Here is a 24254-nt window from a genome sequence, read left to right as displayed (position 1 = left end):
GTTCACGCATTTGATCAGGGTCGATTTGCCGGAGCCGGACGGGACGAGTGCGTCTACCTGTGCAACGACATCATCCGCGAGGAGGTGCAGGAAGCACAGGCTGAAAGCAGCGCGCATAAATTGCCTTCGCCTAAAGAAATCAGCGGCATCCTTGATCAGTATGTAATTGGTCAGGAACGTGCCAAAAAGGTTCTCGCAGTAGCGGTGTACAACCACTACAAGCGCCTGAACCAGCGCGACAAGAAAAATGACGATGTCGAACTCGGCAAGAGCAACATCCTGCTGATCGGCCCTACGGGCTCCGGCAAGACCCTGCTCGCTGAAACACTGGCGCGCCTGCTCAATGTGCCGTTCACCATCGCTGATGCCACAACCCTGACCGAAGCCGGTTACGTCGGTGAGGATGTGGAAAACATTATTCAGAAGCTGTTGCAGAAATGTGATTACGACGTAGAGAAGGCCCAGATGGGTATTGTCTACATCGATGAAATCGACAAGATTTCCCGCAAATCCGACAACCCTTCGATTACTCGCGACGTTTCCGGCGAAGGCGTGCAACAAGCCTTGCTGAAACTGATCGAGGGCACCGTGGCTTCCGTTCCGCCTCAAGGGGGGCGCAAGCATCCACAGCAGGAGTTCCTGCAGGTGGACACGCGTAACATCCTGTTTATCTGCGGTGGCGCTTTCTCGGGCCTGGAAAAGGTCATCCAGAACCGTTCCACCCGCGGCGGCATCGGCTTCAATGCCGAAGTCCGCAGCAAGGAAGAAGGCAAGAAGGTTGGCGAATCCCTGCGTGAAGTCGAGCCTGACGATCTGGTCAAGTTCGGTCTGATCCCGGAATTCGTGGGCCGTCTGCCGGTTCTGGCGACACTGGACGAGCTGGATGAAGCTGCACTGATCCAGATTCTCACCGAGCCGAAGAACGCCCTGACCAAGCAATATGCCAAGCTGTTCGAGATGGAAGGTGTGGACCTCGAGTTCCGTACCGATGCGCTGAAATCGGTTGCCCGTCGTGCGCTGGAGCGCAAGACCGGTGCCCGTGGCCTGCGTTCCATCCTGGAAGGCGTATTGCTCGACACCATGTATGAAATCCCGTCGCAGGCCGACGTGAGCAAGGTGGTGATCGACGAGAGCGTTATCGATGGTTCGTCCAAGCCGTTGCTGATCTACGAAAACAGCGAGCCGCCTGCCAAGGTTGCTCCTGACGCCTGACATGCCTGGCATGCTGACGTAGCAGTGGATCGACAGAAGGGGGCCTCAGGGCCTCCTTTTGCATTTATGGGGTATTACCTGTGGAGAATTCCTGTCGAGAATCGTTCTTTAAAAGGGAACGTAATTCCCGAACAGTCCACTAGTATCCTGTTCAAGGAAATAAGCTGCTCTTTTTTAAGAGATTTTGTAACCGCTTGGCGGTACTGCTATTTCTGTCATAGCCCTGCCATGACTCGTCACGACGCCTTGTCGGACGGGCCCGGTCATGGACCGGAAAGGGGAGCGAGTTTTCAAAACAGGACACAAGAGCTTGTTTTTTTCGAAAGCTACCCCCATCTTGGCTTCAAGCTACTTCCACCTGTCCACGGCCAATTGGCCGCCGTAGAGGCGAAATCATGAAGACCACCATTGAATTGCCTCTTTTGCCATTGCGTGATGTTGTGGTTTATCCGCACATGGTTATCCCGCTGTTCGTGGGGCGCGAGAAGTCTATCGAAGCTCTAGAGGCAGCGATGACGGGCGATAAGCAAATCCTGCTGCTTGCGCAAAGAAATCCGGCCGACGATGATCCTGATGAAAAGGCTCTTTATAGCGTAGGCACCATTGCAACCGTGTTGCAGCTGCTCAAGCTGCCTGACGGAACCGTAAAAGTCCTGGTTGAAGGCGAGCAGCGCGGTTCTGTCGAACGCTTTATCGAAGTCGATGGCCATTGCCGTGCCGAAGTGGCACTGATCGACGAAATCGAAGCTCCGGATCGCGAATCCGAAGTCTTTGTGCGCAGCCTGCTGGCTCAGTTCGAGCAATACGTCCAGTTGGGCAAGAAAGTCCCTGCCGAGGTCCTCTCGTCGCTTAACAGCATCGATGAGCCCGGTCGCCTGGTCGACACCATGGCGGCGCATATGGCGCTGAAAATCGAACAGAAGCAGGAAATCCTCGAGATCATCGAGCTGTCGGCACGTGTCGAGCACGTGCTGGCCTTGCTGGATGCCGAAATCGACCTGTTGCAGGTTGAAAAGCGCATCCGCGGTCGCGTCAAGAAGCAAATGGAGCGCAGCCAGCGCGAGTACTACCTGAATGAGCAGATGAAGGCCATTCAGAAAGAACTGGGCGATGGCGATGAAGGCCATAACGAAATCGAAGAGCTGAAAAAGCGCATCGATGCTGCCGGTCTGCCCAAGGATGCCCTGGCCAAGGCGACGGCCGAACTGAACAAGCTCAAGCAGATGTCCCCGATGTCGGCAGAGGCGACCGTGGTTCGCTCCTACATCGACTGGCTGGTCCAGGTGCCATGGAAAGCCCAGAGCAAGGTTCGCCTCGATCTGGCGCGTGCCGAGTCGATCCTCGACTCCGACCACTACGGTCTGGAAGAGGTCAAGGAACGCATCCTCGAATACCTCGCCGTGCAAAAGCGCGTGAAGAAGATTCGCGGTCCGGTGCTGTGTCTGGTCGGGCCGCCGGGCGTGGGTAAAACTTCGCTGGCCGAGTCGATCGCCAACGCGACCAACCGCAAATTCGTGCGCATGGCCCTCGGTGGCGTGCGTGACGAGGCTGAAATCCGCGGTCATCGCCGTACTTACATCGGGTCGATGCCAGGAAGATTGATACAAAAGATGACCAAGGTTGGCGTCCGCAACCCACTGTTCCTGCTCGATGAAATCGACAAGATGGGCAGTGACATGCGTGGCGATCCGGCTTCGGCATTGCTTGAAGTGCTCGATCCCGAGCAGAACCACAACTTCAACGATCACTACCTGGAGGTCGATTACGACCTGTCGGACGTGATGTTCCTCTGCACCTCGAACTCGATGAACATCCCGGCGGCCTTGCTGGACCGGATGGAAGTCATTCGTCTGCCGGGCTACACCGAGGATGAGAAGGTCAACATTGCCGTCAAATACCTCTCGCCCAAGCAGATCCAGGCCAACGGCCTGAAGAAGGGCGAGCTGGAGTTCGACGAGGATGCGATCCGCGACATCATCCGCTACTACACCCGTGAAGCGGGTGTGCGCGGGCTCGAGCGCCAGATTGCCAAGGTCTGCCGCAAGGCCGTCAAAGAACATGCACTGGAAAAACGCTTTGCCGTTCGTGTCACGTCTGACCTGCTCGAACACTTCCTGGGTGTGCGCAAATTCCGCTACGGCCTGGCCGAGCAGCAGGATCAGGTCGGTCAGGTGACCGGGCTGGCGTGGACACAGGTGGGCGGCGAGTTGCTGACCATCGAATCTGCGGTCGTTCCCGGCAAGGGCCAGTTGATCAAGACCGGTTCCCTGGGCGATGTCATGGTCGAGTCGATCACGGCAGCGCAGACCGTCGTGCGCAGCCGTGCCAGGAGCCTGGGCATTGCGTCGGACTTCCACGAGAAGCACGACACCCATATCCACATGCCGGAAGGGGCTACGCCCAAGGACGGTCCGAGCGCGGGTATTGGCATGTGCACGGCTCTGGTGTCAGCCCTGACACAGATCCCGGTGCGTGCCGATGTGGCCATGACTGGTGAAATCACCCTTCGCGGTCAGGTGCTTGCCATTGGCGGTCTGAAGGAAAAACTCCTGGCGGCGCATCGCGGTGGTATCAAAACCGTGATCATTCCCGAAGAGAATGTGCGCGACTTGAAGGAAATTCCTGACAATATCAAGCAGGATCTGCAGATCAAGCCCGTTAAATGGATTGACGAAGTCCTGCAAATTGCGCTGCAATACGCGCCGGAGCCCTTGCCGGATGCGGCTCCCGATATTGTTGCAAAGGATGAAAAACGCGAGTCTGACTCTAAGGAAAGAATTAGCACGCATTAAGTCTGATGGGCTTCCTTGACAGCTTTTTAGAGCCCTTGTTATAAAGCGGCTCTTTAGCAAGTACCAGCAAGCCCGTCAGTGCTCGTTTTGCTTGACACCAAAAACTTAGAAACATACTCAATATAGAGATAAGGGGACTTAAGAGTGAACAAGTCGGAACTGATTGATGCTATCGCTGCATCTGCTGATATCCCGAAAGCTGCTGCTGGCCGTGCGCTGGATGCAGTAATCGAATCCGTCACTGGCGCTCTGAAGGCTGGCGACTCTGTTGTATTGGTTGGCTTTGGTACGTTCTCTGTTACAGATCGTCCAGCGCGTATCGGTCGTAACCCACAGACCGGTAAGACACTGGAAATCGCTGCTGCTAAAAAACCAGGTTTCAAAGCTGGTAAAGCCCTGAAAGAAGCGGTCAACTAAGCCTCTTTCAAGCCTTTGCCCGCCGGATCAGAATCCATCTGAACCGGTAGCGGAGCGGTAGTGCAGCCGGTTGCAATGCCGGAGGGTTCGAGCCCTTCCGCTCCGTCAGTTACGAGAAGGCGCATCCTCGGATGCGCCTTTCTTCTATCCGCTTTCTACCCACGCTCCGCGGTTGGTTAGTCAGTACAACCGTTTTGGGGGACGCAATGCTGCAAAACATCAGGGACAATTCACAAGGCTGGATTGCCAAGACCATCATCGGGATCATCATTGCCTTGATGGCCTTGACCGGCATCGAAGCGATGTTCACCGCCAGTGGCAACAAGCAGAACGCTGCCGAGGTCAATGGCGAGGACGTGACTCAGAACGAACTGAGCCAGGCCGTCGACATGCAACGCCGCCAGCTTTCCCAGCAACTGGCCCAGCAGTTGGGCAAGGATTTCGATCCTGCGATGCTGGATGAGAAGCTGCTGCGCGAGTCCGCTCTGAAAGGACTCATCGACCGCAAGCTGCTGCTGCAAGGTGCAGCCGATGCCAAGTTCGCCTTTTCCGAAGCTGCGCTGGATCAACAGCTTCTGCTGACGCCTGAATTCCAGGTCGATGGCAAGTTCAATGCCGATCGTTTCGATCAGGTCATTCGTCAACTGGGCTACAGCCGGTTGCAGTTCCGCCAGTTGCTGGGCCAGGAAATGCTGATTGGCCAGGTACGTGCTGGCGTTGCCGGCAGTGCCTTCGTGACCGATGCAGAGGTTGAGGCGTTCGCCCGTCTGGAAAAACAGACCCGCGATTTCGCTACCTTGACCCTGCCTGCCGACATGGCGGCTGCGAAAGTGACCGATGACGAAGTCAAGGCTCACTACGATGAACACGCCAAGGAGTTCATGAGCCCCGAGCAGGTGGTACTGGATTACATCGAATTGAAGAAGTCGTCCTTCTTCGACAAGGTGCAAGTCAAGGATGAAGACCTGCAGGCGGCTTACCAGAAAGAAATCGCCAATCTGGCCGAACAGCGTCGTGCTGCGCACATCCTGATCGAGGTCAACAGCAAGCTCAATGAAACCCAGGCCAAGGCCAGGATCGAAGAGATCCAGCAGCGTCTGGCCAAGGGCGAGAGCTTCGCGGCGCTGGCCAAGGAGTTCTCGCAGGATCCGGGCTCATCGAGCAAGGGCGGCGATCTGGGCTATGCCGGCAAGGGTGTCTACGATCCAGCCTTCGAAGAGGCGCTGTATGCCTTGAACAAGGATCAGGTCTCGCAGCCGGTACGCAGTGACTATGGCTGGCACCTGATCAAGCTGCTGGGTGTTGAAGCGCCTTCGATACCGACCTTCGCAAGCTTGAAAGACAAGCTGACCCACGATCTGAAGGCTCAACTGGTCGAGCAGAAGTTCGTCGAAGTGACCAAACAGCTGGAAGACTCTGCGTTCGAGTCCTCGGACCTGGCCCAGCCGGCTCAGGAACTGGGCCTGAAGGTACAGACTACCGCGCCGTTCGGTCGTGAAGGTGGCGAAGGCCTTACCGCCAATCGTGCCGTGATCCAGGCCGCATTCAGCCCGGAAGTGCTCGAAGAAGGCTCCAACAGCAACACGCTGGAGCTGGACCCGGAAACCGTTGTGGTGGTGCGCTCCAAGGAGCACCTGCAGCCTCAGCAGTTGCCGCTGGAGAGTGTGGCCGGTTCGATTCGCACCCAGTTGCTCAAGGAGCACGCCACGGCCGCGATCAAGGCCAAGGGCGAGGCTCTGCTGGCAGGGTTGCGTGATGGCAAGATCCCGCTGGCTGCCAAGCAGGACGGTCGTGACTGGAAAGTGCTGGAAGCGGCCACCCGCAGCCAGGACAGTGTCGATCCGGCCGTGCTGCAGACGGTATTCCGCATGCCCAAGCCTGTCGGCAAGGACAAGCCTGAGTTCGCCAGCCAGACGCTTGTGGACGGCAGCTTTGTGATTGTGCGCCTCAATGGCGTGAATCAGGCCACGGCGCCAACGGATGCGGAAAAGGCTCAATACCGCCGCTTCCTGGCTTCGCGTGCCGGTCAGCAGGATTTCGCTGCCTACCGCTCGCAACTGGAAAGCAAGGCGAAGATCGAGCGCTTCTAAGCCGATTGTTTTTGCTTCAGCCGAAACGCCCGGTGCATTGCACCGGGCGTTTTGCTTTCTACGGCTTTTGTCATTCTGTCTGGTGACTCGAATGACAGATGGAATCCTGACCATGGACTAGTATGAGAACGAATTGAATCGTCTATGGAAGGTCTGTCGTGCGTAGGAAAACCATGAGGAGCCTGGCAACGGCTTCCGCAGTATTGATTTTCATCGTTTGTACGGGGATCTTTGTTTTTCTTGCTGTCCAGAGCGGTCACAAGGCCGCGCTGACTTACCTGAACGGTATCACGAGCGATGTGATCCATCGTTCCACGACCACTCAGGCTCAGGTCAATGAGGCCGTCAAGGCTCAGCGCAATGCCGGGCTGACACCCTGTTCGCCCGAGCATCTGGCATTGATGCAAAGTCTTACGCTCAAGGCCAGCTACTTGCAGGCTCTGGCGTTCATTCAGGGGGACCGGCTTATTTGCTCCACCCTTCGTGCCCAGGATGATGAGGTCGATCTGGGCCCGGCCAGCCACCATACCCTCACCAGTGGAAGACGCTGGAGTCGTGTGACGCTGCCGGAAATTCCGGGCACTGTATTCGTCATCAACGAGAACGGAGGTTATGCCGCGATCATCGAACCTTCTCTTGTTCTGGACGTGGCCAGCGACCAACCGGATATATCCATCACCCATTTTCGCAACAGCGATGGGGTCATCGTTCGTACCAGGGGCAAGTTCAAGCCGGAATGGCTGACCCATTACCAAAACCAGCCCGTGGCCTTCTTCGATGAAGGCGACTTCGTTTTCATCCAGCCATCCAGTGACAAGGACTCCTCGGTGCTGGCCACAATGCCCGACAAGCGTGTCGAATCACTGATTCTGCAGGCATTGCCCGGCTACCTGGCGGCGGGGTTGCTGCTGGGCCTGCTTTTCGCGCTGTCAATCTACGTAGTCGCACGCCGAAAGCTGTCATTCAAATCGCAATTGCAGGGGGCCTTGAAACGCCGGGAGTTTTCCCTTGTGTATCAGCCGGTGATCGATCTTCGTACCGGGCAATGTGCCGGTGCCGAAGCCCTGATTCGCTGGAATCAGGCGGAGCGGGGGTTTATCAGCCCGGTCGAGTTCATCCCTGCAGCGGAAGCTCTTGGACTGATTAAACAGGTGACCGCACAGGTCATGGAGATTGTCGCCAAAGAGTCGGCGCAGCTCATCAAGGACAACCCCGAAACCCATATCGCCATCAACTTCTCGGCCGAAGATCTGCACTCCGAAGAAACGGAAAAACGCCTGCAAGCGTTGATCAGTGAATCGGGCGGCACCTCACACAATATTCTGATCGAGGCCACGGAGCGCGGCTTGATGGTGCCGGACAAGGCTAAGGAGGTCCTGGTATCGATACGTGCGAAAGGCTTCAAGGTGGCCATCGATGACTTCGGGACCGGAAACTCCAGCCTGTCCTACCTGTCGACCTACGATCTGGATTACCTGAAGATCGACAAGTCGTTTGTCGACAAGATCGGCGACGACCCGGCCAGCAGTCCTATCCTGTTCCATATCATCGGCATTGCCCGCTCTCTGGGGCTGAAGATGATTGCAGAGGGGGTGGAGACGGAATACCAGCGTAATGTCCTGCGCGATGCCGGTGTTCATATGGCCCAGGGATGGTATTTCGGCAAGCCCATGCCGATCGCCGAGCTGATAGCGTTTATCAACCAAAGCAAAACGCAGTCTGGAGAGGCCACGTTAGAGAATGGAGAGAGCCAGTCTGGAGTCCTCTCCTGATTCTGCACGCATCCAAATGATGAAGATGTGCACCTTGTGTGAGTAAACCATCTGCCCTGAGGCGGGGCAGATGGTTTTGTCGATGTTCGATGGAACCGTTTCATCGTTCTTTCCACTCAGTCGAGTATGTAGAACCCTACTCGTGCGAAGGGAGAGAGCTGCCATGAGCGACCCCATTTCAAGTGCTGGCCGCGGACCTGCCGGTTTTGGCAGCTTTCCCGTGCCGGAAAACCTGACTGAAGTCCCTTTCAATCCGTTGACGGGCGAAATCCACAAGCCCGGTGGTGGTCTGGCCGGTATCGAGTTCGGGCAGGCGGGTACGACGATGACCAGGGCTGCATCCCCTTCATCTCCCCAGGTCGCGGAAGATTCGATCCTGCAACGTCTGCTCCGTGCATTGAGCAGCCAGATTTCGGGCAAGGCCCAGCCGCCTGTCCGGGAAAATCATGAGTACCTGGATGACTCGAAATACAGCTCGCCCGAGGAACTGGCCAAATGGGACGGTTTGCTGGGCGATATGCCGGCTTCCAAACGCGAGCAGGCAGCCAAGGAGCTGAACCGTCCGATTGCGGCTGCGCGAATGATTGCCGCCAACGATCCCGATGCGGACAAGGCCTGGGCCTTTCTGGATGAAAACCCGACCCTGAAAACCGCCATGGACACCGCTCAGGGCGGCAAGGCGGATGGGAAGATCACCAAGAAGGATGCCAAGACCTTCGCGAAGAATATGGAGAAGCAGGTCGACAGGGGCACAGACAGCCTGAATGATTTCCGCAAGGATCATCCGGATGCCGATGCGCAGTCGGTACAGCTGGTACGTTCGGCGGCGATGTTGCTGGCTAACGAGCCTATCACGGAGGCTGGCGACCCCTCCAACGCTCAGGGGGCCGAGGGGCAGACCAAGGTCAACGGGCGTACGAGCATTGCCGGGCTGGAGTCCGTGAGCACTAAAAACCCTGGCCTGTCCGATGTCCTGCAGGATTCTGCCGCGACCTGGGCGAAGCCGGGCATGTTCGAGATGATGGACCAGGGCAACACACGCGGCAAAAAGCTCGCGATGAGTTCGCCGGACGGGCTGATGGTCAAAAAGGACATCAGCGGCTGGATCAAGAATAAGGCGCCTGCCAACGAGGAAGATTTCTCACGGGTACTCTCGGATGCCGCGACCGTCGGAGCAGTTGCCAATGTGGATATCAGCAAGCTGAACGGCGATGTCTTCACGAATCCGCAAAGCTACAGCGGCGAGCAGAAGGCTGCCGTGCTGGTCGAGTTGCAGCAGGTTGCAGAGAAGGTCGTTGCGGGTCGCTCCATTCGTAATACCTCGAAAACCGAGACGGCACTGGGGGAAAAAATCACCCAGTTGCAGAACGATCCCGATGTGCAGTCCTTTCTGGGAAACAGCATGGAGCGTCAGGCGGCCTTGATCGTCAACAGCGACCCTGCACTGGCCCGGGCGGTGAATGAAACCTCAGGCAAAAAAACACCAGCAGGCACGACGGGGATGAGCACGGTGCTGACCCCTGGAGGCACGGGCAAGGATACGAATCAGGGCAAGGATGACGCGAAGGTGGCGGCCGATACGATCCACTCGGTATTGGGGTTCGGCAACAACGTGGATATCAGCAGGACGGCTGGCAAGGTCGGGATAGGCCTTGGCGGGCGTATAGCCGGTGCCATTGCCGGGCGGGTTGTGGGAGCTGTGGCCGGTCAGGCAGCAGGCGCTGCGACGGCTTCGGCGGTCGGTGCGGCTGCTGGCCCGGTTGGCTGGGTCGTCAGTGGCGCGATAAGCATCGGCATGGGCATCTCGGAAATCATCAATGCGGTGAAGGAGCGCAAGGAGCGCAAGTCATTCAGCCGTACCGTCAACCCGACGCTGGAGCAGTTCGGCCTTCCCAAGCCGAAGTGATCACAAGAGCAACAGCAAAAAATCCGGATCCCTGGCGGGCGTCCGGATTTTTTGTTTTCAGGGCTGACGTCAGACGCCAGCCCGGATCGAAGACTTACTCTTCGATATCGCCCATTGCGGTGGTGTTGAAGCCGCCGTCGACGTACATGATTTCACCGCTGATGCCGGACGCCAGGTCCGAGCACAGGAAGGCGCCGGCGTTGCCGACTTCTTCGATGGTGACGTTGCGGCGCAGAGGGGTCTGCGCTTCGTTGGCAGCCAGCATCTTGCGGAAGTTCTTGATGCCGGAAGCGGCCAGGGTGCGGATCGGGCCAGCCGATACAGCGTTGACGCGAGTGCCTTCCGGGCCGAGGCTGCCGGCCAGGTAACGAACGCCGGCTTCCAGGCTGGCTTTGGCCATGCCCATGACGTTGTAGTTAGGCATGGTGCGCTCTGCGCCCAGGTACGACAGGGTCAGCAGGCTGCCATTGCGGCCTTTCATCATTTCGCGACCGGCTTTGGCCAGGGCCACGAAGCTGTAGGCGCTGATGTCGTGAGCGATACGGAAACCGTCACGGGTGGTGGCTTCGGTGAAGTCGCCGTCCAGCTGGTCGCCCGGAGCGAAGCCAACGGAGTGAACGATCACGTCCAGGCCGTCCCACTTCTTGCTCAGCTCTTCAAAGACCTTGTTGATCTCTTCGTCGCTGGCTACGTCGCAAGGGAAGCACAGCTCAGGGCTCGAGCCCCAGCCTGCTGCGAACTCTTCGACACGGCCCTTGAGTTTGTCGTTCTGATAGGTGAAAGCAAGCTCTGCACCTTCACGATGCATGGCGGCAGCAATACCGGATGCGATGGACAGTTTGCTGGCGACACCGACGATCAGGACGCGCTTACCGGCGAGAAAACCCATGTGTTGTTCCTCTTCAGGTTAAATCGACAGCCACTGGTGCCAAAAAGGCGGCCTCCAGCAGCTGCTGTGTATAAGGATGTTGCGGTGCCGCGAAGACAGTCTGCGCGGCACCCTGTTCGACCACTTTGCCCTGTTTGACCACCATCAGCTGGTGGCTCAGGGCCTTGACGACAGCCAGGTCATGACTGATGAACAAATACGTCAGGTTGTACTTGGTTTGCAGCGAACGCAGGAGTTCGACTACCTGGCGTTGTACTGTCCGGTCGAGGGCCGAGGTCGGCTCGTCCAGCAGAATCAATGCCGGTTTTAACACCAATGCACGGGCTATGGCGATTCGTTGCCGTTGCCCGCCCGAGAACTCATGGGGGTAGCGGTGCCGGGTTTCCGGGTCCAGACCTACTTCCCTGAGTGCCTCGATAATGGCCGTTTCCTGCTCGGCTGCCGTACCGATGCCATGGATCCGCAGGCCTTCACCCACGATATCGCTGACTGACATGCGCGGGCTCAGGCTGCCAAACGGGTCCTGGAACACCACTTGTATCTGTCGGCGCAGCGGACGAATCTGCTGCTGCGACAGGCAGTCTAGCGCCTTGTCCTGAAACCGTATGGCACCCTGGCTGCCGATGAGCCGAAGTATTGCCAGGCCCAGCGTCGATTTGCCCGATCCACTTTCACCGACAATCCCCAGTGTTTGCCCTTGAGGCAGGCTGAAGCGAATACCGTCTACCGCCTTGACGTGATCGACGGTTCGCTTGAGCAGGCCTTTCTTGATCGGGAACCAGACTTTCAGGTCCTCGACTTCAAGTAACGGAGCGCCCGCCGGGTTGGTCGAAGGACCGCCGCTGGGCTCTGCGCTGAGCAACATCTGGGTGTACGGATGCTGTGGTGAACGGAACAGCTCTTCGCACAATGCTTGTTCGACGATGCAACCGCGCTGCATGACACATACTCGGTTGGCTATTTGCCTTACAACGTTCAAATCATGGCTGATCAGCAGCAATGCCATGCCCAGACGGGCCTGCAATTGCTTGAGCAATTCGAGGATTTTCAGCTGGACGGTGACGTCCAGCGCCGTGGTCGGCTCATCGGCAATCAGCAGTTCCGGCTCGTTGGCCAGAGCCATGGCGATCATGACGCGCTGACGCTGACCGCCTGACAGCTCGTGGGGCAGGGCCTTGAGCCGTTTGTGCGGTTCCGGGATGCCGACCATCTCCAGCAACTCCAGGGTACGCGCCGTGGCGGCCTTGCCGGTGAGCCCCTTGTGCAGGCCCAGCACTTCGTTGATCTGCTTTTCCACCGAATGCAGTGGATTGAGCGAGGTCATGGGTTCCTGGAAGATCATGGCGATGCGGTTGCCACGAATCGAACGCAGTTTTTTCTCGTCCACTTTCAGCAGATCGTCACCGGCATAGCGAATGGTGCCGCTGGGGTGGCTGGCGATGGGGTAGGGCAGCAGCCGCAGGATCGAATGTGCGGTGACCGATTTGCCGGAGCCGCTTTCGCCCACCAGCGCCAGGGTTTCGCCGCGCCGGATGTCGAAGCTGATGTTTTCGACCACGCGCTGACGCGATTCGCCTGTCACGAACTCGACCGCCAGATCGCGGATTTCGATCAGATTGTCAGTGTTCATTTCATTTCCTCGGGTCGAAAGCATCGCGGGCGGATTCGCCGATGAAGACCAGCAGGCTCAACATCAGGGCCAGTACGGCAAAGGCGCTGATCCCCAGCCACGGGGCTTGCAGGTTGGATTTGCCCTGTGCGACCAGTTCGCCCAGCGAAGGTGAACCCGCAGGCAGGCCGAAGCCCAGGAAGTCCAGTGCTGTCAGGGTGCCGATGGCGCCGGTCAGAATGAACGGCATGAAGGTCATGGTCGACACCATGGCATTGGGCAGGATGTGACGGAACATGATGGCACCGTTCTCCATGCCCAGCGCCCTGGCGGCACGCACGTATTCCAGATTGCGCCCGCGCAGGAACTCGGCGCGCACCACGTCCACCAGGCTCATCCAGGAAAACAGCAGCATGATGCCCAGCAGCCACCAGAAGTTGGGTTGCACGAAACTCGCCAGAATAATCAGCAGGTACAGCACCGGCAGGCCCGACCAGACTTCCAGGAAACGCTGGCCCAGCAGATCCACCCAGCCGCCATAGAAGCCCTGCAAGGCCCCGGCTATCACGCCGATGATGGAACTGAGCACGGTCAGGGTCAGGGCGAACAGCACCGAGATGCGGAAGCCGTAGATCACCCGGGCCAGCACGTCACGTCCCTGATCGTCGGTGCCCAGCAGGTTCTCGCGGGAGGGCGGTGCGGGGGCCGGGACTTTCAGGTCGTAGTTGATGCTCTGGTAGCTGAACGGAATGGGCGCCCACAGCGTCCAGCCGTCCTTCTGTGCCAGCAGCTCCTTGATGTAGGGGCTCTTGTAATTGGCCTCCAGCGGGAATTCACCGCCGAAAGTGGTTTCCGGGTAGCGCTTGAACACCGGGAAATACCACTCGCCGTCATAACGCACGGCCAGGGGCTTGTCGTTGGCGATCAGTTCGGCACCCAGGCTCAGGCCGAACAGGATCAGAAACAGCCACAGCGACCACCAGCCGCGTCTGTTGGCCTTGAAACGCTCGAAGCGGCGGCGATTGAGAGGAGACAGCTTCATATCAATGCTTCCTGCTTTCAAAGTCGATGCGCGGGTCCACCAGGGTGTAAGTGAGGTCGCCGATCAGTTTCACCAGCAGCCCCAGCAGGGTGAAGATGAACAGGGTGCCGAACACCACCGGGTAGTCGCGGTTGATGGCGGCCTCGAAACTCATCAGGCCCAGGCCATCCAGCGAGAAGATCACTTCCACCAGCAGCGAGCCGGTAAAGAAGATGCCCATGAAGGCGGACGGGAAGCCGGCGATCACCAGCAGCATGGCGTTGCGGAACACGTGGCCGTACAGCACGCGGTTATTGCTCAACCCCTTGGCCTTGGCCGTCACGACGTACTGTTTGCTGATCTCGTCCAGAAAGCTGTTCTTGGTCAGCAGGGTCATGGTGGCGAAGTTACCGATCACCAGCGCCGTGATCGGCAGCACCAGGTGCCAGAAGTAATCGCCGATCTTGCCGAGGGTGCTCATCTCGTCGAAGCCGTTGGACGTCAGGCCGCGCAGCGGGAACCAGTTGAAATAACTGCCGCCGGCAAACACCACGATCAACAGGATGGCGAACAGGAAGGCCGGGATGGCATAACCGACGATGATGGCCGAACTGGTCCAGACATCGAAGTGGCTGCCGTGCCGGGTGGCCTTGGCGATACCCAGCGGGATCGACACCAGGTACATGATCAGGGTGCTCCATAACCCGAGGGAGATGGACACCGGCATTTTCTCGACGATCAGGTCGATCACTTTCGCATCGCGAAAGAAGCTGTCACCGAAATCCAGCTGTGCGTAATTCTTGATCATGATCCACAAGCGCTCCGGTGCCGACTTGTCGAAGCCGTACATGCGCTCGATTTCCTTGATCAGCGCCGGGTCCAGGCCTTGTGCGCCGCGATAGTTGGAGCCGGCCACCGAGACTTCCGAGCCGCCACCGGCGATACGGCTGGTGGCACCGTCGAAGCCTTCGATCTTGGCGATCATCTGCTCCACAGGCCCGCCGGGCGCGGCCTGGATGATGATGAAGTTGATGATCAGAATGCCGAACAGGGTCGGAATGATCAGCAGCAGGCGCCGGAGGATATAGGCCAGCATGTTATTGCTCCGTGCTCGCGGGATCGGTCTGCTCGGCGGCAGGTTTCACGGGAATGGCCGGTTTGGCGTCCGGTTTCATCCACCAGGTCATGACGCCGATGTCGGACAGCGGCGGGGCCTTGGGGTGAGCGATATGGTCCCAGTAGGCCACGCGCCAGGTCTTGATGTGCCAGTTGGGCACCACATAGAAGCCCCACAGCAGAGCGCGGTCCATGGCCTTGGTATGGGTGATCAGGCTCTGCCGTGAGTCGGCGTTGATCAGGCCTTCCACCAGGCTGTCGATGGCCGGGTCCTTGAGGCCCATGAAGTTGCGGCTGCCGGGGTTGTCGGCACTGGAAGAGTGGAAGTAGATGCGCTGTTCGTTGCCCGGCGAGCTGGACTGAGGATAACTGCTGACAATCATCTCGTAGTCACGCGAGCGCAGGCGGTTGATGTACTCCGAGACGTCCACCCGGCGAATGTTCAGTTCGATGCCCAGGTCGTTCAGGTTGCGCTTGTAAGGCAACAGGACCCGCTCGAACTCGGTCTGGGCCAGCAGGAACTCCAGTTTGACCGGGTTGCCCTGGGTGTCGACCATCTTGTCGTTGACGATCTTCCAGCCCGCTTCCTGCAACAGCTGGAAGGCCCGGCGCAATTGAGGGCGGATCATGCCGCTGCCATCGTTGACGGGCAGCTTGTACTCCTCGGTGAAGACCCGGTCAGGGATCTTGCCGCGCAAAGGTTCTAGGATTTTCAGTTCCTGCGCCGATGGCAGGCCGCTGGAGGCCATCTCGGAGTTGTCGAAGTAGCTCTTGGTGCGGCTATAGGACCCGTTGAACAACTGCTTGTTGGTCCACTCGAAATCCAGCAGCAGAGACAGCGCCTCGCGCACACGGACGTCCTGAAACACAGGCTTGCGCAGGTTGAAGACAAAGCCTTGCATACCGGTCGGGTTGCCGTTGGGCAGCTCTTCCTTGATCAGGCGTCCGTCCCGGACCGCCGGGGTGTTGTAGGCCGTGGCCCAGTTCTTGGCGCTGACTTCCAGCCAATAGTCGAACTGCCCGGCCTTGCCGGCTTCCAGGGCCACGGTGTTGTCGCGGTAGTAATCGGTGGTCAGGACATCGAAGTTATAGGACCCTCTGTTGATCGGCAGGTCCTTGGCCCAGTAATCCTTGACCCGTTCATAACGCATCGAGCGTCCGGCCTTGACCTCGGCCACCTTGTAAGGCCCGCTGCCCAGCGGGATTTCCAGGTTGCTCTTGCTGAAGTCGCGGGTCGCCCAGAAGTGTTTGGGCAGCACGGGCAACTGGCCAAGGATCAGCGGCAGTTCCCGGTTGTCCTTGTGCTTGAACTTGAACAGCACCCGCAGCGGGTCTTCGGCAATCACTTGATCGACGTCGGCGTAATAACCGCGGTACATGGGCGCGCCATGTTTCATCAGGGTCTCGAAACTGAACACCACGTCGTCGGCGCGCATGGGATGGCCATCATGGAAGCGGGCTTCCGGGCGCAAGTAGAAGCGCACCCAGCCATTGTCGGGTGCCTTTTCGATCTTGCCGGCGACCAGGCCGTACTCGGTGAACGGCTCATCCAGGCTGCGGCTGGTCAGGGTGTCGTAGATCAGGCCGATGTCGTCGGCAGCCACGCCCTTGTTGATGAACGGGTTGAGGCTGTCGAAGCTGCCGAAGCCTGCCTGACGAAACAGGCCGCCCTTGGGGGCATCCGGGTTCACGTAGTCGAAATGCTTGAAGTTGGCCGGGTATTTCGGGGCTTCGTCATAAAGGGTTACGGCATGCTGGGGAGCTGCCTGGGCGGTACAGACGATACCGGCCAGCAACAGGCCGCCAGCCTGCATGAACAGGGCGCGCAACGGGGTCATCGGGTCTTCTCCAGAGGCTTGAGCCACCACGCACGCAACCCCAGGGTGTAGGGCGGGGTGGTGACCATGGCGAATCGATTGCGATAGGCCAGGCGATGATTGTTCAGGTACCAGTTGGGGATGCTGTAATGCTGTGACAGCAGCACGCGATCCAGTGCACGTGCGGCGGCGACTTGTTCATCGTGAGTCTGGGCGGCCAGCAGCGTGTTGAGCAGGCCGTCGACCACCGGATTGGCGACCCCTGCGTAATTTTTGCTGCCCTGGACCGAGGCCTGGCTCGAGTGGAAATACTGCCATTGCTCAAGGCCGGGGCTCAGAGTCTGTTGCAGGGTCATCAGGATCATGTCGAAGTCGAACCGGTCCAGCCGCTGTTTGTACTGGGCGCGATCAACGGTGCGCAGGCTGGCCTCGATACCGACGCGTCTGAGGTCTTCTATATAAGGTTGCAGAATGCGTTCAAGGTTGGGGTTGACCAAGAGGATTTCAAAACGCAGTGGCTGCTTGTCGGCATTGCGCAAGCCTTGGTCCGAAAGCTTCCAGCCCGCTTCAGCGAACAACCCCAGCACCTTGCGCAGGGTTTCGCGAGGGATGCCGCCGCCGTCGGTTTTCGAGGGCATGAATGGCTGAGTGAACAGGCTGGCAGGCAGTTGGTCTCGATAAGGGGAGAGCATCAGCCATTCGGCCCCGCTGGGCAGGCCGGTCGCGGAAAACTCGCTGTTGGGGTAGTAGCTGGTCGAGCGCATGTAGGCATCGCTGAACAGCGTGCGGTTGGTCCACTCGAAATTGAACAGCAGCCCCAATGCTTCGCGCACCTTGATATCGGCAAAGGTGCTGCGCCGGGTGTTCATGAACAGGCCCTGGGTCTGCGTCGGGATCTTGTGCGGGATCTGCGCCTTGATGACCTGGCCTTCGGTCACGGCCGGGAAGTTGTAGCCGTTGGCCCAGTTCTTGGCCTGATGCTCTATATAGATGTCGAACTCACCGGCCTTGAAGGCCTCGAAAGCCACATCGCTGTCCCGGTAGAACTCGACTTCGACACGGTCGAAGTTGTACTTGCCGCGATTGACCGGCAAATCCTTGCCCCAGTAATCCTTGACCCGCTCGAACACCAGTTGGCGTCCGGGCTGGACACGGGTGATACGGTACGGCCCGCTGCCCAGCGGCGGCTCGAAGGTGGTGGCCTTGAAGTCGCGGTCTTTCCAGTAATGCTGCGGCAGTACCGGCAGCTCGCCCAGGCGCAGGATCAGCAGGGGATTGCCCGAGCGCTTGAAGACGAAGCGGATGCGATGGCGATTGAGGATGTCGACCCGTTGCACTTCCTGAAGGGCGGTGCGGTATTGAGGATGACCGTCCTTGAGCAGTGTCCGGTAGGAAAAGGCGACGTCATAGGCCGTAATGGATTTGCCATCATGAAAGCGTGCCTGCGGGCGAAGATTGAACACCACCCAGCTGCGGTCTTCACTGAACTCCACCGACTGGGCGATCAATCCGTAGCTGGAAGTGGGTTCATCGCCGGATGGATCGTACTGGCCGGTGCCCACCATCAAGGGCTCGTTCAGTTCGTTGACGCCGTATTGCAGAAAGTTACCCGTCGAAACCGGGCTGCTGCCCTTGAAGGTGTACGGGTTGAGAGTATCGAACGTGCCGAAGGCCATCATTCGCAAGGTGCCAGCCTTCGGCGCCTCGGGATTGACCCAGTCGAAATGAGTGAAGCTGGCCGGGTACTTGAGAACGCCAAATTGCGCATAGCCATGGCTTTCGCTGATGGCGGCGTTGGCACAGAAGCTCAAGACCAGACTGATGACTAGCAGGATGGGACGTATCACGATCCAGGCGGCTTGGGCTTTCGGGTCGCTAACAGTAACAGCTTGTCCGGGCAGGAAAAAGACCGGGGGCAAGGGAGGGGGGCTGGTCTGGACGACCACTTGCCCCGAAGTCATGTCAGGGCAGGTGGCCGGGCGCATCAATGAGGGAGGTAGACGGTCAGGGTCTGGCCGGGTTTAAGGGCCTGACCGGTGCGAGGGTTCCAGCGCTTGAGGTGCTTCATCTCGACGTTGAAGCGCTTGGCGACCAGGTACATCGAGTCGCCTTTCTGGATCTTGTACTGCATGGATTTCTTGCCGCTGTCGGCGCTGGCCGTCGTGGTGTCGGCGGACTTGCTGCCCTGTACGATCAGCGTCTGACCGATCTTGAGCTTGTTGCCGGTCATCTTGTTCCAGCGCTGCAGTTCCCCGACTTCGACCTTGTGGGCCTGAGCGATGCTCGACAGGTTGTCGCCGCTCCTGACCCTGTAGCTGCGGCCGGGAGCCGGCTTGTCGTGACTGGCGAGCTCCTCGAATACCGGTTGCGAGGACTTGCTGCCCGGCTGGACCGGAATGCTCAGTGACTGACCCGCCTTGAGCCGGTTGCTGCTCAACCGGTTATTGCTCTTGAGCGTACTGACCGACACCTGATAACGGTTGGCAAGGCTCTCAAGCGTGTCGCCACGGCGTACGCGGTAGGGCTGCCAGGCGGTCAGCTCTTCGGACTTCATGGTCGACAGGCTGGCCGTCAACAGTTGAGCCTTTGATGTCGGGACCAGCAGGTGTTGGGGGCCGTCGATCGTCAGGCGCTTCTTGAAGGCCGGGTTGAGCTGGATCAGTTCGTCTTCGTCGATATTGGCCAGGCTGGCGACCTTGGACAGGTCAACACGCTTGTTGAGTTCGACGACTTCGAAATAGGGTTCGTTGGCAATCGGGTTCAGGTTGACGCCGTAAGCCTCCGGCGACTGGACGACCTGGGAGAGTGCCAGCAGCTTGGGCACATAATCACGGGTTTCCTGCGGCAGCGGCAGGTTCCAGTAATCGGTGGGCAGCCCGAGCTTTTCGTTACGCTCGATGGCCCGGCTGACGGTGCCTTCGCCCGCATTGTAGGCCGCCAGTGCCAGTAGCCAGTCACCGTTGAACATGTCGTGCAGACGGGTCAGGTAATCCATGGCTGCCACGGTGGAAGCCTGGATGTCGCGACGCCCGTCATAGAAGTTGGTCTGGCGCAGGTTGAAGTAGCGTCCCGTGGACGGGATGAACTGCCACAGACCGACGGCCTGGCTGCGGGAGATGGCCATCGGGTTGTAGGCACTTTCGATCACCGGCAGCAGGGCCAGCTCCAGCGGCATGTTGCGTTCTTCAAGGCGCTCGACAATGTAGTGCATGTAGAGGCTGCCACGCTCACCCGCGTTTTCCAGAAAGGACGGGTTGTTGGCGAACCACAGGCGCTGCTGGTCGATCCGGGGGTTCAGCTCGTTGTTTTGTTGCAGCTGGAAACCCTGGCGCATCCGCTCCCAGATATCCTGAGGCGGGGCCGACGGGTTCTGCTTCTGTTTCTGGGTGATGAAGATGGGCTTTTGCTTGATACCGCTGGCCAGATTAGGCGTTCGGTAAATGCTGCTGGGCTCTACATGACTGGTGGTCTGACAGCCGGCAAGCAGTGCGCCAGCGGCGATAGCCATGGCCTGGGTCAGTCGGCTCAATGCGTCTGAATTGAGGTATTTTTTTGTAGGTGACGACATTGGCTGGGGGTGACTTCCAGGCGAAAATGTCGGGCGATTCTAGAAAGCGTCCCCCCAACGGTCAACCTTTCAGAATTTTCGTGCCGATTTCACGCGCTTTAGAACGTATCTTTCCAGGCCCTCAAACTCGCAAAAACCGCACTCGGAGTGCTGTTGTCGCGACCGCTCCGTTCGTCTGCTTTTTCTTTAACAGATGTTTCATGTGCCCTCAGGAAGGGGTTGGTGCGTCGTTCCAGAGCTAGATTGGAAGGCAGGCTGATGCGATTTTCGCTGCGCCACTGGCTGACCTGGCTCAGGCGTTCGGCAATGTCCCGGTTATCGGGTTCAACGGCCTGGGCAAAGCGCAGGTTGCTCAGGGTGTATTCATGGGCGCAATAGACAAGCGTGCTGTCGGGCAGTGCCGCCAGACGGCTCAGCGATTCATGCATCTGTTCGGGCGTGCCCTCGAACAGGCGCCCGCAGCCCGCTGCGAACAGGGTGTCGCCACTGAACAGCAAGGGCGTCGTGGCATCGTGATGATAGAAGGCGATATGGCCCAGGGTATGTCCCGGTACGGCGTGAACGGTGAAATCCCGCCCCAGCACGGAGACCGTGTCGTTATCCGTCAGGGCGACATCCCGGGCCGGGATGTTTTCCGTGGCCGGGCCCAGCACCCTGGCATCGGTGGCCTGCTTGAGCTGAACGACGCCGCCGACATGATCCTTGTGATGGTGGGTGATCAGGATATCGGTCAGATGCCAGCCGGGGTTCTGCGCCAGCCAGCCGAGTACCGGCTGGGCGTCCCCCGGATCGACCACGGCACAGCGCTGGCTGGAAAGGTCTTGTAACAACCAGATGTAGTTGTCGTTGAAAGCGGGAAGAGGGTGGACCTGTATCATGGCGCAGTTCGCATGGCGGTAAACAATGAGGCATCTTAGTCTTTGATCTGGCTGCACGCGAATCCCCGGAGGAGACCGTAAATGACCGATGAAGCGTTCGCCCAGGCCGATCCTGAGTGGCTGGCCCTGATCCAGGCTGCCCGCAAGTGGTTGTCCGGTCCGTTGGGGCAACTGCTGCTCGAAGAGGAGCGCCGGGTTCTTGAAGACGAGCTGGGGCGTTATTTCGGGGGCTATCTTGTGCATTACGGGCCGTCCGCCGAGAACCCGCCGGTGGCCCGGCAGGTGCAACGCAATGTCAGGCTGGGTGCGCCGTTGCCCGGCGTGGAGATTGTCTGCGAAGAAGAAGCCTGGCCCTTGAGCGAGCATGCCGCCGATGTGGTGGTCCTGCAGCATGGCCTGGATTTCTGCCTCTCGCCCCATGGTCTGTTGCGCGAGGCGGCCAGCAGCGTCAGGCCGGGTGGCCATCTCTTGATCATCGGCATCAACCCCTGGAGCACCTGGGGGTTGCGTCATGTATTTGCCCGCGACGCCTTGCGCAAGGCGCGTTGCATTTCCCCGTCCCGGGTCGCGGACTGGTTGAACCTGCTGGGGTTCGCGCTGGAGAAGCGGCGCTTCGGATGCTATCGTCCGCCTCTTTCTTCGGCGGCATGGCAGGCACGCCTGAGCGGTCTGGAAAGCCTCGGCGAAGGGCGGCAAAGCCCCGGCGGCGGCTTCTATCTATTGGTGGCCCGCAAACTGGTCGTGGGCCTGCGCCCTCTGCGTCAGGTGCGCCGCGAGCCGATGGGCAAACTGATTCCATTGCCGATGGCCAAGGTCAATCGCAACACGTCGGAACCATGACCCTCGAGCCTGCCGCCCAAACAAGTCCTTTATTCTGGAACGGTTGTAATGAGCGAAAGCGTTGAACTCTTTACCGATGGCACCTGCAAGGGCAACCCGGGCCCTGGTGGCTGGGGCGCATTGCTTGTCTACAAGGGCGTCGAAAAGGAATTGTGGGGAGGCGAAGCCAATACCACCAATAACCGGATGGAGCTGATGGGAGCCATTCGTGGTCTGGAAGAACTCAAGCGCTCGTGCGAAGTGACGCTGGTGACGGACTCGCAATACGTCATGAAAGGCATCACCGAGTGGATGACCAACTGGAAGAAGCGCGGCTGGAAGACCGCCGCGAAGGAACCGGTCAAGAATGCCGACCTCTGGCAGCAGCTGGACGAGCAGGTCAACCGCCATACCGTGAAGTGGCAATGGGTGCGTGGCCATATCGGCCATCCCGGCAACGAGCGCGCCGATCAGCTGGCCAATCGGGGTGTGGATGAAGTCCGCGCAGGCCGGCATGCCTGATGAGCCGAAGGGCTCATCAGGGCGTGTGGCGTGCTAAGATTGCCGGCTTAGACGAGGCAACAGTCAATGTCATTGCAAAACACAGATAACAGGTCCGTCGTACTCGATACCGAAACCACCGGTATGCCTGTCACCGACGGTCACCGCATCATCGAGATCGGTTGCGTCGAGCTGATCGGTCGCCGCCTGACGGGGCGGCATTTTCACGTCTATCTGCAACCGGATCGCGAGAGCGATGAAGGGGCGATTGGCGTTCACGGCATCACCAACGAATTTCTGGTGGGCAAGCCGCGCTTTGCCGAGGTTGCGGATGAATTCTTCGAGTTCATCAAGGGCGCCCAGCTGATCATCCACAACGCGGCGTTCGACGTTGGTTTCATCAACAACGAATTCGCCTTGATGGGCGCTCACGACAAGAGCGACATTGCCCAGCATTGTTCGGTACTCGATACCTTGCTGATGGCGCGGGAGCGTCATCCCGGCCAACGCAACAGCCTCGATGCCCTGTGCAAACGCTATGGCGTAGACAACTCGGGCCGCGAACTGCACGGCGCATTGCTCGACTCCGAGATTCTGGCGGACGTCTATCTGGCCATGACCGGCGGGCAGACCAGCCTTTCGCTGGCCGGTCATGGAAGTGACGGCAGCAGCCAGAGCGAAGGCGGTGCGAATCGTGGCAGCGAGATTCGTCGCTTGTCCGCCGATCGCCAGCAGGCCCGCATCATTCGGGCGACCGAAAGCGAACTGGCAGAGCACGAAGCACGCATGGCCATTATTGCCAAGGCAGCCGGTGCCCCTGCGTTGTGGGTACAGTTGCAGGAGGCCAAGGCTCAGGCCTCGTCCTGACCGGTAACCGGTTTGCCCTGGAAGGCAGTGCTGAGATGACCGTAGCGAACCCGTCCCTGAGCATTCGTGTCGCAGACGAATGCTTCGAGGATTACATCCTCAACAGCGAATTCACCTTCACGGTCCGTGGCTATGCGCGGGTCGTCGTGGGGCAGAGCGTGGAGTCCTGGATCGTCGATCCCGTAGAGCCTTATCTCAAGAACTACGGCATCGACTCGCAGGAGTTCTGCGATTACCGGGACGCCGCCGACAGCACCGTGCTGGTGGCCTGGCTGGAAGACCGTGCGGTCGGGCACATGGTGCTCAGCACGCACTGGAACGGCTTTGCCCATATCGATGAACTGGCGGTGGACGAGTCGGCCCGGCGTTGCGGCGTTGCCCGGTCATTGCTGGAGGTTGCGCAATTCTGGAGTCGCCAGCGCAACCTGCCGGGCATCATGCTCGAAACCCAGAACAATAATCTGGCGGCCTGCAAGTTGTACGAGCGCTGTGGGTATGTGGTGGGCGGGTTCGATCACATGCGCTATCGCAGCATCGATCCGCAGACCCGTGAAACGGCCATTTTCTGGTACCTGATCTTCCCCGAATCGCTCCCGACCCCGTAGGAGCGAATTCATTCGCGAAGACCGCAGATATGTGCCGGATATCCTGGCCCTTCGCGGATAAATCCGCTCCTACAGATTGCCCCCGGTAGGAGCGAATTCATTCGCGAAAAGTAAGAGCGCGCACCTCAGGGAATACGCGTCATTTTCACGCCCGTCTGAACCAGCTCAAAATCATCCCCACCCAGATGACTGACCCGGTCGCCGATGGCCAGGCGATAGGTTGTTACTGGCTCCTTGCCGTCAGCCTCATCGGGCTGTGATTCCTGGAATTCATGCACCGGATAGATACGCCCATCCGCATCTCTTGCATGAAACTGTCCTACCAGAATTGAAGCCATTCGCTTTGTAACCTCTGAAAAAACACTGATTCTGCAT

At 58.9% G+C, this 24254-nt stretch carries 19 protein-coding genes; 10 read left to right on the top strand and 9 right to left on the bottom strand.

The features are described 5' to 3' along the window. From clpX to ACIPY9_RS20540, 6 genes are all read left to right on the top strand, one after another. On the top strand, positions 1 to 1212 hold a 1212-nt coding region (gene clpX, locus ACIPY9_RS20565; protein ID WP_400705666.1), incomplete at its 5' end, for an ATP-dependent Clp protease ATP-binding subunit ClpX. A gap of 395 nt (positions 1213 to 1607) precedes the next feature. Beyond that, positions 1608 to 4004 (top strand): endopeptidase La, encoded by a 2397-nt coding sequence (gene lon, locus ACIPY9_RS20560; protein WP_400705663.1) that lies wholly within the window; start codon positions 1608 to 1610, stop codon positions 4002 to 4004. A gap of 144 nt (positions 4005 to 4148) precedes the next feature. Further along, positions 4149 to 4421: an HU family DNA-binding protein gene (locus tag ACIPY9_RS20555; RefSeq protein WP_002552737.1), complete on the top strand. Its 273-nt coding sequence runs from the start codon at positions 4149 to 4151 to the stop codon at positions 4419 to 4421. Between the two features lie 206 nt (positions 4422 to 4627). Continuing rightward, positions 4628 to 6511, top strand: a complete 1884-nt coding sequence (locus ACIPY9_RS20550) for a SurA N-terminal domain-containing protein (protein WP_400705643.1) — start codon at positions 4628 to 4630, stop codon at positions 6509 to 6511. A gap of 158 nt (positions 6512 to 6669) precedes the next feature. Further along, on the top strand, positions 6670 to 8283 hold the full coding sequence (locus ACIPY9_RS20545) for an EAL domain-containing protein (protein ID WP_400705640.1): 1614 nt from the start codon (positions 6670 to 6672) through the stop codon (positions 8281 to 8283). A gap of 163 nt (positions 8284 to 8446) precedes the next feature. After that, positions 8447 to 10189 (top strand): type III effector HrpK domain-containing protein, encoded by a 1743-nt coding sequence (locus tag ACIPY9_RS20540; protein WP_400705637.1) that lies wholly within the window; start codon positions 8447 to 8449, stop codon positions 10187 to 10189. 94 nt (positions 10190 to 10283) lie between these two features. Here ACIPY9_RS20540 and fabI read toward each other — a convergent pair whose 3' ends face one another. The 8 genes from fabI to gloB form a co-directional block, all read right to left on the bottom strand. After that, positions 10284 to 11078, bottom strand: coding sequence for an enoyl-ACP reductase FabI (gene fabI / locus ACIPY9_RS20535; protein WP_117165311.1), 795 nt, complete (start codon positions 11076 to 11078; stop codon positions 10284 to 10286). A 13-nt stretch (positions 11079 to 11091) separates the two neighbouring features. Next, entirely contained in the window at positions 11092 to 12708 is a 1617-nt protein-coding gene (locus ACIPY9_RS20530; protein ID WP_400705633.1) for an ABC transporter ATP-binding protein, read from the bottom strand. Position 12709: 1 nt separating this feature from the next. Beyond that, positions 12710 to 13729 (bottom strand): ABC transporter permease, encoded by a 1020-nt coding sequence (locus tag ACIPY9_RS20525; RefSeq protein ID WP_400705630.1) that lies wholly within the window; start codon positions 13727 to 13729, stop codon positions 12710 to 12712. A gap of 1 nt (position 13730) precedes the next feature. After that, entirely contained in the window at positions 13731 to 14804 is a 1074-nt protein-coding gene (locus ACIPY9_RS20520; RefSeq protein ID WP_400705627.1) for a microcin C ABC transporter permease YejB, read from the bottom strand. Position 14805: 1 nt separating this feature from the next. Further along, positions 14806 to 16662 carry an extracellular solute-binding protein gene (locus tag ACIPY9_RS20515; protein ID WP_400705624.1) on the bottom strand — a complete coding sequence of 619 codons (1857 nt, stop codon included), beginning with the start codon at positions 16660 to 16662 and terminating at the stop codon, positions 14806 to 14808. Beyond that, entirely contained in the window at positions 16659 to 18488 is a 1830-nt protein-coding gene (locus tag ACIPY9_RS20510; protein WP_400705621.1) for an extracellular solute-binding protein, read from the bottom strand. Before ACIPY9_RS20510 ends, ACIPY9_RS20515 begins: the two co-directional genes overlap by 4 nt. A 137-nt stretch (positions 18489 to 18625) precedes the next feature. Beyond that, positions 18626 to 20209, bottom strand: coding sequence for a LysM peptidoglycan-binding domain-containing protein (locus ACIPY9_RS20505; protein ID WP_400705618.1), 1584 nt, complete (start codon positions 20207 to 20209; stop codon positions 18626 to 18628). A 98-nt stretch (positions 20210 to 20307) separates the two neighbouring features. Further along, the gene (gloB, locus tag ACIPY9_RS20500) at positions 20308 to 21087 is read right to left on the bottom strand and encodes a hydroxyacylglutathione hydrolase (protein ID WP_400705615.1); all 780 of its coding nucleotides are present in this window, start codon (positions 21085 to 21087) and stop codon (positions 20308 to 20310) included. Positions 21088 to 21168: 81 nt separating this feature from the next. On the opposite strand from gloB, the gene ACIPY9_RS20495 reads away from it, so the two are divergent. The 4 genes from ACIPY9_RS20495 to ACIPY9_RS20480 all read left to right on the top strand — a co-directional run bounded on the left by ACIPY9_RS20495 (position 21169) and on the right by ACIPY9_RS20480 (position 23879). Continuing rightward, positions 21169 to 21927, top strand: a complete 759-nt coding sequence (locus ACIPY9_RS20495) for a class I SAM-dependent methyltransferase (RefSeq protein WP_400705612.1) — start codon at positions 21169 to 21171, stop codon at positions 21925 to 21927. 48 nt (positions 21928 to 21975) lie between these two features. Then, complete coding sequence (gene rnhA / locus ACIPY9_RS20490; RefSeq protein ID WP_400705609.1) at positions 21976 to 22428, top strand: ribonuclease HI; 453 nt, start codon at positions 21976 to 21978, stop codon at positions 22426 to 22428. 66 nt (positions 22429 to 22494) lie between these two features. Continuing rightward, positions 22495 to 23274, top strand: coding sequence for a DNA polymerase III subunit epsilon (dnaQ, locus tag ACIPY9_RS20485; RefSeq protein WP_400705606.1), 780 nt, complete (start codon positions 22495 to 22497; stop codon positions 23272 to 23274). Between the two features lie 35 nt (positions 23275 to 23309). Next, the gene (locus ACIPY9_RS20480) at positions 23310 to 23879 is read left to right on the top strand and encodes a GNAT family N-acetyltransferase (protein WP_400705603.1); all 570 of its coding nucleotides are present in this window, start codon (positions 23310 to 23312) and stop codon (positions 23877 to 23879) included. A gap of 125 nt (positions 23880 to 24004) precedes the next feature. On the opposite strand, the gene ACIPY9_RS20475 is transcribed toward ACIPY9_RS20480, so the two are convergent. Further along, the gene (locus tag ACIPY9_RS20475; protein ID WP_400705600.1) at positions 24005 to 24217 is read right to left on the bottom strand and encodes a hypothetical protein; all 213 of its coding nucleotides are present in this window, start codon (positions 24215 to 24217) and stop codon (positions 24005 to 24007) included. Between the last annotated feature and the right edge of the window lie 37 nt (positions 24218 to 24254).

Source organism: Pseudomonas sp. NPDC089734, assembly GCF_044748865.1.
In the GTDB taxonomy this organism is placed as follows: Bacteria; Pseudomonadota; Gammaproteobacteria; order Pseudomonadales; family Pseudomonadaceae; genus Aquipseudomonas.
Note: the sequence above shows the minus strand (reverse complement) of the source record. Positions and strands in the feature narration are given on the sequence as shown.